We start from the raw sequence: 16,178 nt of genomic DNA on the forward strand, positions 1-16,178 counted from the left end.
AATTATTGCGTAAAAGAATTAGTCATCCACCTGACATATTTCTTGACTCGCTAACCCGACCTTCGTACACTCCACGTTTATTCATAGTCCGCTCGATGTTGCTCGTCGATAACAATGGAAAACTATGCAAGCACGTATTTCTAAATCCGCCGCCTTGGCGACCCTGCTGGCCCTGATGGCGCCAGCGATCAGCCAGGCCTACGATGAAGCACCGGGCCTGCCGCCGGCGGCGTCCCTGCCGCTGTCCGCCCTGCCTAAATCCCCCGCCCTCGATGTCTCCTCCCTGAAAGTCAACAAACCGGCCAAAACAGCCGAGGATGATGCTTTCCGCGAAAAAGACGTGTGGGGCCGCATTCGCAGCGGCTACGCCATTCCGGACATCAGCAACGAGCTGGTGGCCAAGCACGTCAACTGGTACGCCGCCCGTCCCGAGTACATCAGCCGCACCACCGCGCGCGCCTCGCGCTACCTGTTCCACGTCGTCACCGAGCTGGAAAAGCGCGGCATGCCGACCGAACTGGCGCTGCTGCCCTTCATCGAATCCGCGTTCAACCCGCAAGCGCTGTCGAGCGCCAACGCCGCCGGCATGTGGCAGTTCGTGCCGGGCACCGGCCGCGACTACAACCTCAAGCAGGACGCCTTCAAGGACGAGCGCCGCGGCGTGCTGGCCTCGACCGACGCCGCGCTGAGCTACCTGCAGCGCCTGTACGACATGTTCGGCGACTGGCAACTGGCGCTGGCCGCCTACAACTGGGGCGAAGGCTCGGTGCAGAAGGCCATCAAGCGCAACCAGGCCGCCGGCAAGCCGACCGACTTCGAAAGCCTGGCCGAGCTGATGCCGGCCGAAACCCGCAACTACGTGCCCAAGCTGCAGGCGGTGAAGAACATCATCGCCAATCCGGCCCAGTACGGCCTGAACCTGCCGGCCATCGACAACACGCCCTACTTCACCGCCGTCGACAAGACCAGCGACATCGACCTGACCATCGCCGCCCACCTGGCCGAACTGTCGGTCGACGAGTTCAAGGCGCTGAACCCGCAGTTCAAGCGCCCGGTCATCACCGGCGACGAGCAGACCAAGATCCTGCTGCCCAAGGAAAACGCCGCCAAGTTCCACCTGAACCTGGCGCAATGGGGCAAGGACCTGTCGACCTGGACCACGCACAAGATCACCACCGCCCGCGAAAGCATCGGCACGCTGGCCTCGCGCTTCCACACCACGCCGGAAGTGATACGCCAAGCCAACAACATCCCGCAGAAGACCATGTTGAAAGCCGGCTCCACCATCCTGGTGCCGAAGATTTCGACCTCGGCCAGCATCGACATCTCGCCTGAAGTGGAACGCAACGCCACCGTCGCCTTCGAGGCCGAGCGCGAGCGCACCACCAGCAAGGCCGGCTACAAACTGGCCAAGGGCGGCAAGGCCGCCAAGTCCAGCCCGGTGGCGCTGGTCAAGGCGCGCGTCTCGCGCGACGCCGTCAAGGGCAAACACCGCAAAAACCACGACTAATTGAGCCCGGCAGCCACCCCGCCAGCCTGGGGTCTGACCCCGTCCGGGGTCAGCCCCCTACGCCGCAGTGCGGGTTTCAGGCGATCAAAGGTTGCAGTCGCGGCCCACTCGCCCTACAATCTTGGTCTTGCAGCGGCCGGCAACGCGCCTCTCACACACACACAACCCCACTGACGTCGCCAGCCAGCCCACCAGGGCAAGCCACGGCGCGCAGTTGCAATCGGAGTCACTATGGCGTTCTTGCAAGGCAAAAAAATCCTCATCACTGGTTTGCTGTCGAACCGTTCCATCGCGTACGGTATCGCCAAGGCCTGCCATCGCGAAGGCGCCGAACTGGCATTCACCTACGTCGGCGAACGCTTCAAGGACCGCATCACCGAATTCGCCGCCGAATTCGACAGCAAGCTGGTCTATGACTGCGACGTCGGCAGCGACGAGCAGATCGCCGCGCTGTTCGCCGACCTGGGCCAGAGCTGGTCGCAGCTGGACGGCCTGGTGCACGCGATCGGCTTCGCGCCGCGCGAAGCGATCGCCGGCGAGTTCCTGGACGGCCTGACCCGCGAGAACTTCCGCATCGCCCACGACATCTCGGCCTACAGCTTCCCGGCGATGGCCAAGGCCGCGCTGCCGCTGCTCAAAGATGGCTCGTCGCTGCTGACCCTGTCGTACCTGGGTGCGGTGCGCGCCATCCCTTACTACAACACCATGGGCCTGGCCAAGGCATCGCTGGAAGCGTCGGTACGCTACCTGGCGGAAAACCTGGGCAAGCTGGGCATCCGCGCCAACGGCATCTCGGCCGGTCCGATCAAGACCCTGGCCGCGTCCGGCATCAAGGACTTCGGCAAGCTGCTGGGCTTTGCCTCGTCGCACGCGCCGCTGCGCCGCAACGTGACGATTGAAGAAGTGGGCAACACCGCCGCCTTCATGCTGTCCGACCTGGCCTCCGGCATCACCGGCGAGATCACCTACGTCGACGGCGGCTTCTCGCACGTCATGGGTCTGAACGCGGAAGACTACACCTAAGCAGGCCGCCGCCTCGCCCAAGCAAAACGCCCTGCATGCAGGGCGTTTTTCATGCGGGGGTCAAGTCTGACATTCGGACACGAGCTCTGCCGTAGCGGCCGCTACGGCAGAGCTCGTGTCCGAATGTCAGACTTGACCCCCACCATCCATCAACCTCCCAGCCCGTTGAAATTGCATCACGCAACACAGCAAAATACACAAAGTTGATACCCAAGTAACTGCGGCACTGCACAATAGAGGGGGATGGACCTATACAGACCTGCCTAACTGCTGTATAGTGTCGCCTGTGCGCTGCAATGAGCGCGCTGCAACAAACGCAGCGCCGATTGATCAGCCAGGTATTACTAGCAGCTTCGCAAGCCTTAGCGCATCCCCCTGATGTCGCTATTAAAGCCCTCCCGCCTTTGGTGTCGCACCTGACACCGTCCCGGCGCAAAGCTTTTGTGCCGAAATTTCTTTCGATTTTGATTGAGTCATTTCGTTTTGGTAGGCGTAGCTATTTCGCGTTCGGCTTTTGCACGAACGCCGGTTTTTTACGAAAGAACAGCATGACATTTGAAGCACTTGGTCTCAACACGTCCCTCATTAAAGCCCTGACCGACGCCGGCTACACCGCGCCGACCCCGGTACAGCAGCAGGCCATCCCTGCCGCTATCGCAGGCAAGGACTTGTTGGTTTCCTCGCAAACCGGTTCCGGCAAGACTGCAGCGTTCATGCTGCCGTCGCTGCACCGTTTGTCCGAGATCGACCCGGCAGCTGCCGGCAAGACTCCGAATCAAGAAATGCAAGCCGCCCGTGCCCGTGGCGAGCGCCCACGTTTTAAAGCTGCACAGCCAAAAATGCTGGTGTTGACCCCAACCCGCGAACTGGCTCTGCAAGTAACCTCCAATACCGACAAGTACAGCGTCAACCTGCGTCGTCTGAAGGCAGTGTCGATCCTGGGCGGTATGCCTTACCCAAAACAGATGCAACTGCTGGCCAAGAATCCTGAGATTCTGGTGGCAACCCCAGGCCGTCTGATCGACCACATGGAATCGGGCAAGATCGACTTCTCGCAACTGGAAATCCTGGTGCTGGACGAAGCCGACCGCATGCTGGACATGGGCTTCATCGACGACATCGAAAAAATCGTCGACGCTACCCCATCGACCCGCCAGACCATGCTGTTCTCGGCCACGCTCGACGGCGTCGTCGGCAACATGGCGCGCCGCATCACCAAAGATCCGCAAGTGATCCAGATCATGAGCGCCGCCAACAAGCACGAGAACATCACCCAGCGCGTTCACTTCGTCGACGACCTGTCGCACAAGAATCGCCTGCTGGACCACCTGCTGCGCGACGACTCGCTGGACCAGGCCGTGGTCTTCACCGCCACCAAGCGTGACGCCGACACCATCGCCGACCGTCTGAACATCGCCGGTTTCTCGGCCGCCGCACTGCATGGCGACATGCACCAGGGCGCCCGTAACCGCACGCTGGACAGCCTGCGCCGCGGCCAAGTGAAGATCCTGATCGCCACCGACGTTGCCGCCCGCGGTATCGACGTGCCGACCATCACCCACGTGTTCAACTACGACCTGCCGAAGTTCCCGGAAGACTACGTGCACCGCATCGGCCGTACCGGCCGTGCCGGCCGCAATGGCCTGGCGATCTCGCTGGTGAACCACGCTGAAGGCATGAACGTCAAGCGCATCGAACGCTTCACCAAGCAGCTGATTCCGGTCAACGTCATCGAAGGCTACGAGCCTAAGAAGACCGCGTCGGCATCGCGTTCGTCCCCACGTCCAGGCGGCTGGAAACCAGGCGACAACCGTGGCGGCGCCAAGCCATCCGGCCAGCGCACGTTCAGCAAGCCAGGCGCACCGCGCAAAGAAGGCAGCACCACCGGCGGCGGCTACAAGGGCAGCAACCCACGCAGCACCGACGGTGCACGCCGCAGCTACGGCGACCGTTAATCGGTAGTCCGCTGAATTAAAAAGCCCCCGTTGGCCTGATCGCGATCAGTGCCAACGGGGGCTTTTTTGCATGGGGCTTAACGTTGGCGCCGCACCAGTTCGATAATGACATGTTCAAGCATCGTCGTTCCCGCCCATTCGATCGCAGCATGGTCGCTCTTGATGTCGATATGCGAGCCAATGAGGCCACGGCTCATTTCGGTGAACCCAGCCAGGGCGGCTGGCGAGAACCCGGCATCCGCCAGCGCGTTGGGCCACGCCGCTTCCGGCAGCTCCGCCACCTCGACAAGCGTCCCGAGCGCGGCTGACATAAGAGCGGCGACGTCATTCGGGGCGTAGTCCCTGGGTCCCGAGAGCGTGACGACGCCGCTCCCCTTCCTTGCCTCCTGCAGCAAAGCAGCTGCGGCGCTGCCGACATCGACGGTCGCCACCATGGGAATAGTCCGCTCCGCTGGCGTCAGAAACGTCGGCAGTACGCCGCTATGTATCGCATGCCCGACCATCGGCATCCAGTTCTCCATGAAATACGCCGCGCGCAGGAACGTGGTGGGCACGCCGGTTGCGCCCAAACGCTGCTCGAACATGCGGTTCATCCCTATCCATCCCGTTCCGTTTTCACGGTCGGCGCCCACCGAGGAAAGCGCCACCAGCCTGGGCACCTCTGCCGCAACCGCAGCGCGCGCCGTGATGGTGGCAATCAAGTCCGCACGCACGAACAGGTCTTCACGTTGATAATGCTGCGGGCAAACGACATAAGCGCCCTGGGCCTGACTGAGCGCCGCGACCATCGAGGCCAGGTCAGTCAGGTCGGCCACGGCGACTTCTGCGCCGCGTTCGGCCCACGGTCGGCCTTGGGCGAGGTCGCGCACGACGACACGCACCGGCAGGCCGGAGCGCAACAGCGCATCGGCGGCGGCGGCGCCGGTGCGGCCGGTTACGCCGAACACTACGTAAGGATGGGGGAAGCAAGCAGTCATACGGAAATCTCCTGTTCAGTTGAATCCGAATGGTGCATGATGGCACGACATTCACCAATGACATAGAAGTCATAGCCAATATGCACCAAGTGGATTTATCGACGCTCGACCTCAACCTGTTAAAACTGTTCGAAGCCCTCGTTCGGGAGCGTAGCGTCACCCAGGCTGGCCTACGGCTGGGCCTGAGCCAGCCGGCCGCCAGTCGCGCGCTGGCGCGACTGCGCACGATGCTGGGCGACCGCCTGGTGGTGCGCGGCAAGCTCGGCCTGGAACTGACGCCGCGCGGCGAAGCGCTGGCGGGTCCGGTGGCCAAGCTGCTGGACGATGCCCGTGGCATCATCTCGCCCGCCATCTTCGATCCCGCCTCGGCAACGGGCCGCATCTCGATCGCCGCGCACGACCACCTGAGCCTGATGGTCCTGGCTGGTTTGATGGCCCGCTTCGAGCGCCATGCGCCTGCGCTCAGTCTCCACATCGCGCAACCTGTTGGCGACAACGTGCGGCTGATCGAGCAAGGGGGCGCGGATCTGGCGCTGGGGATTTTCAAGGCGCTGCCCGGCAGCTTCCATAGGCGCGGGCTGTACGCCGACAGCCTGGTGTGCGTGACTCGGTCCGGTCACCCCTGCCTGGCGGATGGCCTCAGTCTGGAACGATATATGGGCTTGCGTCACATTGCCGTGACCATTTCCGGCGTGGGAGAAAGCGCGGTCGACGTGGCCCTCTCGGCGCTGGGGCTCACGCGCCAGGTCGCGCTGCGGGTTCCCCATTTTCTCGCTGCTGCGATGCTGGTGGCGGACAGCGACATGATACTGACGCTGCCTGGCCGCTTGGCGCGCCTGCTGGCGCAAAGGCTGCCGCTGGCGCTGTTGGATCTGCCTCTACAGGTCGCGCCCTTGTCGCCAGCCATGATCTGGCACGAGCGCTTTCATCGCGACCCTGCCCATGCTTGGGTAAGGCAACAGCTGGTCGATGTTGTCGCTGCGCTCAACACAGTCGCTTAAATGCAAGATACCGTCAGGATAAAATCCAGCAGCCTTTTCGCTGGATTTCGTCATGCATTGCCGGCGCCAAGTCAAGCTCCCCAGGCCATGTAACCACACCATTTACTACGGCCACTTGACCAAAAAGCGACTGGTCACGCAGATGAGCAAAAACTCCTCGAAACGCCGATGGGTTAAATTTGACGACACCCTCAACGCCGTCCTGAAACCGCACCCAGAGAGTATGCTCATCCTGTAGTTTCAAATCGACGACATCCCATTCCATACCTGCTACTCCAATGGTGAAATTGGCATAGCTCACCGCTCCGACGTATGAACTCAAAATCAGTATAGTAAAAGCTCGCTTACTTTCTGGCCGCGATCCGCAAGATCCGCCGAAAGGTGGGGCATTCCATGTGGCTGGCTGCCTTGCACACGGCCGCGTGCCGCAGCCCATCGCGCATGGTGGTGAGTTTCTTGATGGCGCGGTCCAGGTCGTCCGCCTTGGCGCTCAGCAGGTGGCGGTCGATGCGCAGGTCGCCGTCGGCGCCGAACATGCCGGCGATCTCGTCGAGAGTAAACCCGGAAGCGCGACCCAGCGCGATCAATGCCAGGCGCTCGACCACGCCCGCATCGTACAGCCGGCGCAAACCGCGCCTGCCGATCGGGGCGATCAAGCCCTTTTCCTCGTAAAATCGCAGCGTGGATGGCGGCATGCCCGATATCCGCGCCACTTCGGCTATATCCAGACTCGCCATCGCTTGACCTCAAGTTGACTTGAAGTGGCACAGTAGCACTTTCACTTTCTGAAGACAAGCAAGAGGACAGATCATGGACGCATCACTGTGGAACGGCGCAGCCGGTAACACCTGGGTCGCCGCGCAAGACATGCTCGACCGGATGTACCAGCCCATCGAAGACTTGATCGTCCAGACCATCCCGGCAGAGGCGCGCCGGGTACTGGACGTCGGCTGCGGCACCGGCAGCATCGCGCACGCCATCGCGCGCCGGCTCGGCCCGGACGGCCACTGCACCGGCATCGACGTCTCCGCGCCGATGCTGGCCGCCGCCGCAGCCCGGGGCCAGCCGTCCAACATCAGCTACATACTCGACGACGCGCAACAGCACGTCTTCGAAGCCGCCAGCTTCGACGCCATCGTCTCCCGCTTCGGCCTGATGTTCTTCGACGATCCGGTGGCCGCCTTTGGCAACCTGCGGCAGGCGGCGCGCGAGCGCGCGACCTTGCACGCCGTCGTCTGGCGCAGCCCCGAGGAAAATCCCTTCATGACCGCAGCCGAGCGCAGCGCGGCCGATTTGCTGCCCGGCCTGCCGGTCCGCCGTCCCGACGAGCCCGGCCAGTTCGGCCTGGCCAACCGCCAGCGCCTGCAAGCCATCCTCGAACAAAGCGGCTGGCGCGACATCGACATCGCGCCGCTGGACGTGGCCTGCAGCTTCCCGGAAAACCGTTTATACCAATACCTGACCCAACTCGGCCCGGTAGGCCGCGCGCTGCAAACGGCGGACGAGCACATCCGCCAGCAAGTGGCGCAAGCGGTGCGCTCCGGCTTCGAGCCCTACGTGCACGGCGACGAAGTCCGCTTCACGGCGGCCTGCTGGGACATCAAGGCAACCGGGCCGGCAAATTTATGACGTCTTGCGGCGACGGGCCACGCAGCCCAACAGGCCCAAACCGGCCAGCAGCATGGCGTAGGTCTCCGGCTCAGGTACGGCTGTAATGGAAAGTGTCGGAGCAAATCCGCCATAAATATTGGTGGTCGCCGAAAAGTAGGCGATCGGACTGCTTTGATCGACGCGTTTAAATGTCCATCCATAATTTGCCTGGCTACCGCTGGTCCATGCATTGATTGCTGAGGTCACATCGACGGAACGCCATATACCGGCCTGGCTGTCTGCAATGTTCAGCGCCACAGCGGAGCTCGAATTGTAGTTCGGCGCGCTGCTCCAGGCGCTGATCGTGGAACTCCAACCGGAGGTGTTCTGGAACAGGTCGAATTCAGCGCCCGGTGTGCCGTTATACTGGTGGTACAAATTTAATGTCGCATTGCCAACCGTCTTGCCGGCATAAGCCGACAAATCAAACTGCAGCAATCCGATATTCTGCTCGCCAGTACTCCAGTTCAGTGTCAGGAAATCGCCGGCGCTATCGTTGTTGACAGCAATGTTTGCCACTTGGCTAGGCGGCAGCGAGGCGGCGATAGCACTGCCCGCAAACAATCCGCAAACCAGGAGACCGGCAACCATGCATTTGGCGTAGCGACTACTTTTCATTGTTTTCATTGTTTATCCGCTTAGTTGTGTGAAGGCTTGGACAGCCCGGAATGAAACCATTGTTAGATTTTTAATTATAATAAGAACAATAAAGAAAAGCTATTTGTATTTCCAGCAGCGTGACTTGGGCCGCCGGGCATAATGCTAAGCTCTGTCATTTGAACCCATCCAGGGAAAACGTCGTGCGGAATACTGATCGCCTACACCTCATGGCTGCACCGGGAACGGCCGTCCTGCTACGTCCCTGGCTGCGCCGGCTCGCCGCAGGTCTCGGCCTGCCCCTGCTGGCCTGCTGCTGCGCGGCGTCGGAGTCGGCCGCCTCCCTGCTCGCCCAGGCCCGCGACGCCGTCGGCGGCGACGCCTGGCGGCAGGTACGCACCCAGCACATGGACTTCGTGCGCAGCTACGCCGACCACGACGAAGCCGGCAGCAGCGACATCGACTACGCCAGCGGCCGCTACGCGCAGCGCATCCCGTCCTCCGCCATCGCCCGCCTGATGTCGCGCTCCGACGGCAGCAATTTCTGGCGCCAGCGCCTGGGCCGGCTGGAAAAGCTGGAAGGCGCCGCCGCCGATCCGGCCCAGCACCTGGGCCGCCAGTCCTACGCTTACTGGTTCGCGCGCGGCAAGGAGCAGCGGTTGCAGCTGCTGACGCCGCGCCGCCACAACGGCGTCGACTACGACGTGGTCCACGTCATGCTGGCGGACGGCAGCGCCTTCGACTACTGGATCAATCCGGCCACGCATCGCGTCGAGCGCCGCCAGGAGCTGGTCGACGGCAAGTCGCGCACCGTCGACTACCGCGACTTCCGCCGCGTCGGCGGCGTCACCCTGCCCTACGAAGAACGCGAGCGCGACGCCGACGACAGCAAGGACCTGGAAGTGCTGCGCATCGCCGCCATCGAACTCAACCGCCCCGCCGCGCAGATGGATTTCTCGCTGCCGCCGCCGGCCGCCATGCAGGGCTTTTCCGCCGCCAGGCCGGCGGTGACGGTGCCGTTCGAGCACTGCCACGGCCACATCTGCATCATGCTCAGCCTGAACGGACAAGGCCCGTTCCGCTTCGTGCTCGACACCGGCGCCCGCAACGTCATGAGCGACAAGCTCTACAAACTGTTGCAACTGCCGGCCGAAGGCCGCGGCACCCTGTCCGGCGTGGGCGAGCATGCCGAGCGCGGCGCACTGACCACGGTGCGGCAAATCGCCCTGGGCGGCCTGACGCTGGCGCAGCAGCCCTTCTTCACCAGCCCCACGCTGGACGAGCTGCCGATCGACGGCGCCATCGGCTACGAATGGCTGTGGAGCACGCCCACCCTGATCGACTACGCCCACCGGCAGCTGACCTTTTACGACCCGGCCACCTTCGTCTACCAGGGCGCCGGCAGCGCCATTCCCTTCTCCTTCCGCGACAAGACGCCGCAGATCGAAGGCGTGCTCGACGGCCTGCCCGGCCGCTTCACCATCGACACCGGCAGCGACGACACCCTCACCCTGGCCCAAGCCTTCGTCGACCGCAACGGCCTGGTCGAGAAATACCAGGCCGGCGGCGCATTGCGCGTCAGCCGCGGCGTCGGCGGCCTCGCGCGCACGCTGGCCACGCGCGGCACGCTGTTCGAGATCGGCGGCGTGCGCATCGCCAACCCGGCGCTGGAGCTGTCGCGCCAGCCGCAGGGCGCGCTGGGCGCCGACCTGGCCGGCAACATCAGCAACGGCATCCTGCAACAATTCAGCGTGCTGTTCGACTACCAGCGCGGCACGGTCTACATGACGCCGAATCAACTGGTCGATTAATCATAAAAAGTTGCAAATTGCCACAATATGCCCGGTCGTGAGCCGTCTACATAGCCATGACACCACCGAATTCGACCACCGAACAGGACATCGCTGCCACCGTACTGCGGGAGCGGTCTCGTCTCGGGAATTTTATCCGGCGCCGCGTCAGCGATCCCACCGATGCGGACGACATCCTGCAGGATGTGTTCTACGAATTCGTCCAGGCCTATCGGCTGCCGGAGCCGATCGAGCAAGTCAGCGCCTGGCTGTTCCGGGTGGCGCGCAACCGCATCATCGACCGCTTCCGCAAGAAGAAGGAAGTGCGGCTCGACGACATGGCCGGCGACGACGGCGAGGACTGCCGCCTCGACCTGCTGCTGCCCTCGCCCGACGGCAGCCCGGAAGACGCCTACGCACGGTCGACGCTGCTGGCCGAACTGCAAACGGCGCTGGAGGAATTGCCGGCCAACCAGCGCGAGGTGTTCATCGCGCACGAACTGGACGGCGCCAGCTTCAAAGAAATGGCCGCGCAAAGCGGCTTGTCCATCAACACCCTGTTGGCCCGCAAGCGCTACGCCGTCCTGTACCTGCGCACGCGCTTGCAAACCCTGTACGACAACGAATGAAATGAAAGAAAGGAGTGACTGAAATGAAAAGGAAACTGCTGTTCCTGCCGCTGATCCTCGTGGGGGTGGCCGCGCTGGCCTGGGTGGTGATGATGTTATGGAACTGGGTCATGCCCGGCGTGTTCGCCGGCAGCATGCAAATCGACTACTGGCGCGCGCTCGGCTTGCTGGTACTATGCCGGATTCTGTTCGGCGGCTTCCGCGGTCGCCACGGCGGCGGCCACTACGGCCGCGAACGCTGGCAGCGCTGGCAGGCGATGACGCCCGAAGAGCGCGCCCAATTCCACAAAGACCGGGGCGCCTACTGCCGCCCCAACAAAGAATAAGACACATGATCAAACCTGTACCGACGCCGTTCACCGGCTATCAAAAAACCGTGGTGGCGATGCTGGCCTTCCTGCAGTTCGCCGTCATCCTCGATTTCATGCTGATGTCGCCGCTCGGCGCGGTCATCATGCCGGCGCTGAGCATCAGCCCCAAGCAGTTCGGCCTGGTGGTGTCGGCCTATGCCTTCAGCGCCGGCGCGTCCGGCCTGCTGACGGCCGGCTTCGCCGACCGCTTCGACCGCAAGCGGCTGCTGCTGTTCTTTTACACCGGCTTCATCCTCGGCACGCTGTGGTGCGGCATGGCGCAAAGCTATGAATCGCTGCTGGCCGCGCGCATCGTCACCGGCCTGTTCGGCGGCGTGATCGGCTCCATCGTGCTGGCCATCGCCAGCGACCTGTTCCTGCCGCAACAGCGCGGCCGTGTCATGGGCTTCATCCAGACCGCGTTCGCCGCCAGCCAGGTGCTGGGCATCCCGGCCGGCATCTATTTGTCGAGCCACTGGAACTGGCACATCCCCTTCGTCGCCATGGCCGCCTTCGGCCTGAGCGGCGGCCTGCTGGTGGCGTGGAAGCTGCAGCCGGTCAACGCCCACCTCGGCAAGCCGCAGGAGCACAGCGCCTGGATGCACCTGTTCCACACCGTCACCGAGCGGCGCTACCTGCTGGCCTTCGCCACCACCGCCTTGCTGACCACGGGCGGCTTCATGCTGATGCCGTTCAGCAGCGCCTACATCGTCAACAACCTCGGCATCGACCTGTTCCACCTGCCGACGGTCTACCTGGTCACCGGTCTGTGCACCATCTTCATCGGCCCGCTGATCGGCAAGCTGGCGGACGCGGTCGGCAAGTTCCGCGTGTTCACCTTCGGCACCACGCTGACCATCACCATGGTGCTGGTCTACACCCATCTGGGCGTGACCGCGCTGCCGGTGTTCATCGTCATCAACACCGTGCTGTTCATCGGCATCTTCTCACGCATGATCCCGTTCCAGGCCATGATGGCGGGCGTGCCGGCGCAGACCCAGCGCGGCTCGTTCAACGCCATCAGCGCCTCGATCCAGCAGCTGTCGGGCGGCGTGGCCTCGGTGCTGGCCGGCCATATCGTCACCCAGGGCGTGTCCGGCCAGCTGCAGCATTTCGACCGGGTGGGCTTCGTCGTGGTCGGCACCTCGCTGGTCGGCCTGGCCTTGCTGTGGCGCTTGAACCGCAACACGGCGGCGGCCATGCCGCCGGCCGCCGCCATGACAAAATAGCCCCAAATCTTAAATTAACTCAATATAGTTGCCACACAGCATTATTTTGAGCATATAATTGCGCTGAGACACCATCCCAACCAACCTGGAACCATTCGAAAGGGAATCAGCGCATGAACGCAAGGAATATGGACGCAGCCTGCTTACGCGCACTGCGCCGTCGCGGACACTCGGACGCCAGCATCACCGCCATGAGTCCGGAAGAAGCATTTTGTGAATACTGTGCCTATCACGGCATCATGAACCTGCTGCCGACGACCTTGCAGATGCTGGACAAATTGCGCGGCGAACCGCCGGCGCAGTAACGAGCAACAACCCGGTCACGGACGGCCCGGTCGAATTTCGGCCGGGCCGTTTCGCATTCAGCAAGCCGGCACTATGCCGATTTCGATATCAACGGCCTCGATAACATCATTGAACGGCTATGGCTCCGCCCCGTATAATTTTTTCATAATTACAAGGGAGACGCCATGAACGCGCCAAATCCAAACTGGTTCCTGCGCGCGCGCCTGAAAACCCGCCAGCTGCTGTTGCTGATCGCGCTGGACGATGAAGGTACACTGATGCGCGCGGCCGAAGTCCTGTGCATGACCCAGCCGGCCGCCTCCAAGCAGCTCAAGGAGCTCGAGGACATGCTCGGCATCGCCCTGTTCGAGCGCCTGCCGCGCGGCATGGAACCGACCATCTACGGCGAAAGCATGATACGCCACGCCCGCATGGCGCTCACCAGCCTGGCGCGCGCGCACGAGGACATCGTCGCGCTCAGGGCCGGCCTGGCCGGCCAGGTCGACGTCGGCAGCATCATGACGCCGGCCATGCGGCTGCTACCCTGCGCCATCACCCGCGTCAAAAAGCTGGCGCCGCTGCTGCGCATCGGCGTGCAGGTCGAATCGAGCATGGTGCTGCTCGAACGTCTACAACGCGGCAACTTCGATTTTCTGCTGGCGCGCATGACCGGCCTATCCGACAACGCCGACCTGCAATACGAGGAACTGGCGGCCGAACCGGTGGTGGTGGTGGCGCGCGTCGGCCACCCGCTGGCCGGACGCGCGCGGCTCTCGCTGCACGAACTGGCGGGCGCACCGTGGATCATGCCGCCGCCCGGCAGCATCCTGCGCCAGCGCTTCGACCAGCAGTTCCACAACGCCGGCCTGGAGCCGCCGGGCGACGTGGTCGATACCAGCGAAATCGTGCTTATCACCAGCATGCTGCAAATGAGCGACGCGCTGAACGTGATGTCGGCCGACATCGCGCTGCACTATCAGGAACTGGGCCTGCTGGCGGTGCTGCCGATCGAACTGGCCTGCCAGATGGACCCCTACGGCATCATCCGCCGGCGCGACCGCCTGCTGTCGCCGGGCGCCGAGCTGCTGCTGCAAGCGATACGCCGCCAGGCCTCGACCAGCCTTGCCGTATTCGATATGGCAGACGCATAAAAGGTGAATGGACTGCTATGCCCCCGCGCGCATAGCATGCCAAAAACACCTATAGGGAGACCGCCTTGAAACACCTGTCCTTTGCGCGCCGCCTCGGCGCGCTGTTCCTGATCGCGCCGCTGGCCAGCCAGGCCGCCAACCTGCTGGAACTGAATTCGCCCGACCGCCAGCTGCGCGTCACCATCGACACCGGCGAGCAGCTGACGCTGGCGGTCAGCCATCGCGACGCCCAGCTGGTGCTGCCCTCCGCCATCGGCCTGAAACTGAGCGGCATCGGCACGCTGGGCGACCATCCGCGCCTGACCAAGCAGCAGCGCACCAGCATCGACACCACGGTGCGCCCCGTGGTGGCGCAGAAATCGCGCCAGGTACGCGACCACTACAACGCCCTGCAGCTGGACTTCGCCGGCGGCTACACGCTGGAAGTGCGCGCCTACGACGAAGGCATCGCCTACCGCTTCCGCACCGAGCTGCCCGGCCAGGTGACGGTGGAGGACGAACTGGCCGGCGTCCACGTGCGGCCGCAGGACACGCTGTACTGGCCGCAGGAGAAGTCCATGCAGTCGCACAACGAGCACTATTATCAGCCGCTGGCCGTCAGCGAAGCGGTGGGCAAACTGGTGGGCGTGCCGGCGCTGGTGCGCAGCGGCGGCTCGCACCTGGTGTTGACCGAATCCGGCCTGCGCGACTATCCCGGCATGTACCTGCACGGCGAGGCGGACGGCCTGCGCGCCGTGTTCCCGAAAGTGGCGCTGGCCGACACCGCGCGCGACGACCGCAACGTGCCGGTGACGCAGGAAGCGCCCTACATCGCGCGCACCGCCGGCACCCGCGCCTACCCATGGCGCATCATGGGCATCGCCGCCGACGCCGGCGGCCTGCTGCTGAACCAGATGCCCTACCTGCTGGCCGACGCCCAGGAGCTCAAGCAAACCGACTGGATCAAGCCGGGCAAGGTGGCGTGGGACTGGTACAACGGCAACCACCTGTACAACGTGCCGTTCAAGTCCGGCGTCGACACCCGCACCTATCGCCACTACATCGACTTCGCGGCGGAGAACGGCCTCGAATACATCATCATGGACGAAGGCTGGTATGAGCTGGGCGACCTGCTGGCGGTCAAGCCGGCCATCGACATGCCGGCGCTGATGGCGCATGCCAAGGAGCGCGGCGTCGGCATCATCCTGTGGGTGTCGTGGAAAACGCTGGACACCCAGATGACGGCGGCGCTGGACCAGTTCGCGCGCTGGGGCGCGGCCGGCATCAAGGTCGACTTCATGCAGCGCGCCGACCAGTGGATGGTCAACTACTACGAGCGCGTGGCGCGTGAAGCGGCGTCGCGCAAGCTGCTGGTGGACTTCCACGGCAGCTTCAAGCCCAGCGGCCTGCAACGCACCTGGCCGAACGTGCTCACCTTCGAAGGCGTGAAGGGTCTGGAAAACGACAAGTGGACCGACAAGCAGACCCCGGAGCACGACGTCACCGTGCCCTTCATCCGCATGTTCGCCGGGCCGATGGACTACACCCCCGGCGCCATGAGCAACGCGCACCGCAAGGACTTCGTGGCCAGCTTCGACCGCCCCATGAGCCAGGGCACGCGCGCGCACCAGTTGGCGATGTACGTGATCTATGAAAGCCCCTTGCAGATGCTGGCCGACAGCCCGTCGCAATACCGCGCCTATCCCTCGTCGCTGGCCTTCATCCGCCAGGTGCCGGTGGAGTGGGACGAGAGCCGCGTGCTGCACGCGGAACTGGGCCGCTACGTGGCCATGGCGCGTCGCCACGGCGATACCTGGTACGTGGGCGCCATGACCGGGGCCGACGGCCGCGAACTGGCGCTCGACCTGTCCTTCCTGGGCGAAGGCAGCTACCAGATGAGCAGCATGGAGGACGGCCCGAACGCGGCGATCTTCGCCACCGACGTGCAGGCCGGCAGCGCCAGCGTGAGCCGCGCCAGCCGCCTCACCATGCGCCTGGCGCCAGGCGGCGGCTGGGCCGCCATCATCCGCCCAGGCACGCCTGCGAAATAAG

Annotated in this window: 16 protein-coding genes; 12 read left to right on the top strand and 4 right to left on the bottom strand. The window is 63.7% G+C overall.

Annotated features, from left to right (window positions below):
- The first annotated feature begins 124 nt into the window (after positions 1–124).
- From KVP70_RS19125 to KVP70_RS19135, 3 genes are all read left to right on the top strand, one after another.
- Positions 125–1,510, top strand: coding sequence for a transglycosylase SLT domain-containing protein (locus KVP70_RS19125; protein WP_217943760.1), 1,386 nt, complete (start codon positions 125–127; stop codon positions 1,508–1,510).
- A 231-nt stretch (positions 1,511–1,741) separates the two neighbouring features.
- Positions 1,742–2,533 (top strand): enoyl-ACP reductase FabI, encoded by a 792-nt coding sequence (gene fabI, locus KVP70_RS19130; RefSeq protein WP_020706032.1) that lies wholly within the window; start codon positions 1,742–1,744, stop codon positions 2,531–2,533.
- Between the two features lie 548 nt (positions 2,534–3,081).
- Positions 3,082–4,488 (top strand): DEAD/DEAH box helicase, encoded by a 1,407-nt coding sequence (locus tag KVP70_RS19135; protein WP_217943761.1) that lies wholly within the window; start codon positions 3,082–3,084, stop codon positions 4,486–4,488.
- Between the two features lie 77 nt (positions 4,489–4,565).
- Here the strand turns inward: KVP70_RS19135 and KVP70_RS19140 are convergent, their stop codons facing one another.
- Positions 4,566–5,465, bottom strand: coding sequence for an NmrA family NAD(P)-binding protein (locus KVP70_RS19140; protein ID WP_217943762.1), 900 nt, complete (start codon positions 5,463–5,465; stop codon positions 4,566–4,568).
- Between the two features lie 29 nt (positions 5,466–5,494).
- Between KVP70_RS19140 and KVP70_RS19145 the strand changes: the two genes are divergently transcribed.
- Positions 5,495–6,466: a LysR family transcriptional regulator gene (locus tag KVP70_RS19145; protein ID WP_217943763.1), complete on the top strand. Its 972-nt coding sequence runs from the start codon at positions 5,495–5,497 to the stop codon at positions 6,464–6,466.
- A 13-nt stretch (positions 6,467–6,479) separates the two neighbouring features.
- Here KVP70_RS19145 and KVP70_RS19150 read toward each other — a convergent pair whose 3' ends face one another.
- Both KVP70_RS19150 and KVP70_RS19155 read right to left on the bottom strand, forming a co-directional pair.
- Positions 6,480–6,731 carry a DUF2442 domain-containing protein gene (locus KVP70_RS19150; RefSeq protein WP_217943764.1) on the bottom strand — a complete coding sequence of 84 codons (252 nt, stop codon included), beginning with the start codon at positions 6,729–6,731 and terminating at the stop codon, positions 6,480–6,482.
- Between the two features lie 79 nt (positions 6,732–6,810).
- Positions 6,811–7,203 carry a helix-turn-helix domain-containing protein gene (locus tag KVP70_RS19155; protein ID WP_217943765.1) on the bottom strand — a complete coding sequence of 131 codons (393 nt, stop codon included), beginning with the start codon at positions 7,201–7,203 and terminating at the stop codon, positions 6,811–6,813.
- 73 nt (positions 7,204–7,276) lie between these two features.
- Here KVP70_RS19155 and KVP70_RS19160 point away from each other — a divergent pair, with 73 nt between their 5' ends.
- Positions 7,277–8,095, top strand: coding sequence for a class I SAM-dependent methyltransferase (locus KVP70_RS19160; protein WP_217943766.1), 819 nt, complete (start codon positions 7,277–7,279; stop codon positions 8,093–8,095).
- On the opposite strand, the gene KVP70_RS19165 is transcribed toward KVP70_RS19160, so the two are convergent.
- Positions 8,090–8,743, bottom strand: coding sequence for an FxDxF family PEP-CTERM protein (locus tag KVP70_RS19165; protein WP_217943767.1), 654 nt, complete (start codon positions 8,741–8,743; stop codon positions 8,090–8,092). The two genes, KVP70_RS19160 and KVP70_RS19165, sit on opposite strands and share 6 nt — an antisense overlap.
- A 200-nt stretch (positions 8,744–8,943) precedes the next feature.
- On the opposite strand from KVP70_RS19165, the gene KVP70_RS19170 reads away from it, so the two are divergent.
- The 7 genes from KVP70_RS19170 to KVP70_RS19200 all read left to right on the top strand — a co-directional run bounded on the left by KVP70_RS19170 (position 8,944) and on the right by KVP70_RS19200 (position 16,177).
- Positions 8,944–10,524, top strand: coding sequence for a pepsin/retropepsin-like aspartic protease family protein (locus KVP70_RS19170; protein WP_217943768.1), 1,581 nt, complete (start codon positions 8,944–8,946; stop codon positions 10,522–10,524).
- A 56-nt stretch (positions 10,525–10,580) separates the two neighbouring features.
- Positions 10,581–11,132, top strand: a complete 552-nt coding sequence (locus KVP70_RS19175) for an RNA polymerase sigma factor (protein ID WP_217943769.1) — start codon at positions 10,581–10,583, stop codon at positions 11,130–11,132.
- Positions 11,133–11,155: 23 nt separating this feature from the next.
- The gene (locus tag KVP70_RS19180; protein ID WP_217943770.1) at positions 11,156–11,458 is read left to right on the top strand and encodes a hypothetical protein; all 303 of its coding nucleotides are present in this window, start codon (positions 11,156–11,158) and stop codon (positions 11,456–11,458) included.
- A gap of 5 nt (positions 11,459–11,463) precedes the next feature.
- Positions 11,464–12,711 carry an MFS transporter gene (locus KVP70_RS19185; RefSeq protein ID WP_217943771.1) on the top strand — a complete coding sequence of 416 codons (1,248 nt, stop codon included), beginning with the start codon at positions 11,464–11,466 and terminating at the stop codon, positions 12,709–12,711.
- 113 nt (positions 12,712–12,824) lie between these two features.
- Positions 12,825–13,016, top strand: coding sequence for a hypothetical protein (locus KVP70_RS19190; RefSeq protein WP_217943972.1), 192 nt, complete (start codon positions 12,825–12,827; stop codon positions 13,014–13,016).
- A 165-nt stretch (positions 13,017–13,181) separates the two neighbouring features.
- Positions 13,182–14,147, top strand: a complete 966-nt coding sequence (locus tag KVP70_RS19195) for a LysR family transcriptional regulator (protein ID WP_217943772.1) — start codon at positions 13,182–13,184, stop codon at positions 14,145–14,147.
- 65 nt (positions 14,148–14,212) lie between these two features.
- Positions 14,213–16,177: a glycoside hydrolase family 97 protein gene (locus KVP70_RS19200; RefSeq protein ID WP_217943773.1), complete on the top strand. Its 1,965-nt coding sequence runs from the start codon at positions 14,213–14,215 to the stop codon at positions 16,175–16,177.
- Position 16,178: the final 1 nt, after the last annotated feature.

Source organism: Duganella violaceipulchra, assembly GCF_019166075.1.
In the GTDB taxonomy this organism is placed as follows: Bacteria; Pseudomonadota; Gammaproteobacteria; order Burkholderiales; family Burkholderiaceae_D; genus Rugamonas; species Rugamonas violaceipulchra.

Excerpts from the sequence above, each read along its gene's own strand:
- KVP70_RS19125 (WP_217943760.1), top strand. The coding sequence starts at position 125 with ATGCAAGCACGTATTTCTAAATCCGCCGCCTTGGCGACCCTGCTGGCC.
- fabI (WP_020706032.1), top strand. The coding sequence starts at position 1,742 with ATGGCGTTCTTGCAAGGCAAAAAAATCCTCATCACTGGTTTGCTGTCG.
- KVP70_RS19135 (WP_217943761.1), top strand. The coding sequence starts at position 3,082 with ATGACATTTGAAGCACTTGGTCTCAACACGTCCCTCATTAAAGCCCTG.
- KVP70_RS19140 (WP_217943762.1), bottom strand. The coding sequence starts at position 5,465 with ATGACTGCTTGCTTCCCCCATCCTTACGTAGTGTTCGGCGTAACCGGC.
- KVP70_RS19145 (WP_217943763.1), top strand. The coding sequence starts at position 5,495 with ATGGTGCATGATGGCACGACATTCACCAATGACATAGAAGTCATAGCC.
- KVP70_RS19150 (WP_217943764.1), bottom strand. The coding sequence starts at position 6,731 with ATGGAATGGGATGTCGTCGATTTGAAACTACAGGATGAGCATACTCTC.
- KVP70_RS19155 (WP_217943765.1), bottom strand. The coding sequence starts at position 7,203 with ATGGCGAGTCTGGATATAGCCGAAGTGGCGCGGATATCGGGCATGCCG.
- KVP70_RS19160 (WP_217943766.1), top strand. The coding sequence starts at position 7,277 with ATGGACGCATCACTGTGGAACGGCGCAGCCGGTAACACCTGGGTCGCC.
- KVP70_RS19165 (WP_217943767.1), bottom strand. The coding sequence starts at position 8,743 with ATGAAAACAATGAAAAGTAGTCGCTACGCCAAATGCATGGTTGCCGGT.
- KVP70_RS19170 (WP_217943768.1), top strand. The coding sequence starts at position 8,944 with ATGGCTGCACCGGGAACGGCCGTCCTGCTACGTCCCTGGCTGCGCCGG.
- KVP70_RS19175 (WP_217943769.1), top strand. The coding sequence starts at position 10,581 with ATGACACCACCGAATTCGACCACCGAACAGGACATCGCTGCCACCGTA.
- KVP70_RS19180 (WP_217943770.1), top strand. The coding sequence starts at position 11,156 with ATGAAAAGGAAACTGCTGTTCCTGCCGCTGATCCTCGTGGGGGTGGCC.
- KVP70_RS19185 (WP_217943771.1), top strand. The coding sequence starts at position 11,464 with ATGATCAAACCTGTACCGACGCCGTTCACCGGCTATCAAAAAACCGTG.
- KVP70_RS19190 (WP_217943972.1), top strand. The coding sequence starts at position 12,825 with ATGAACGCAAGGAATATGGACGCAGCCTGCTTACGCGCACTGCGCCGT.
- KVP70_RS19195 (WP_217943772.1), top strand. The coding sequence starts at position 13,182 with ATGAACGCGCCAAATCCAAACTGGTTCCTGCGCGCGCGCCTGAAAACC.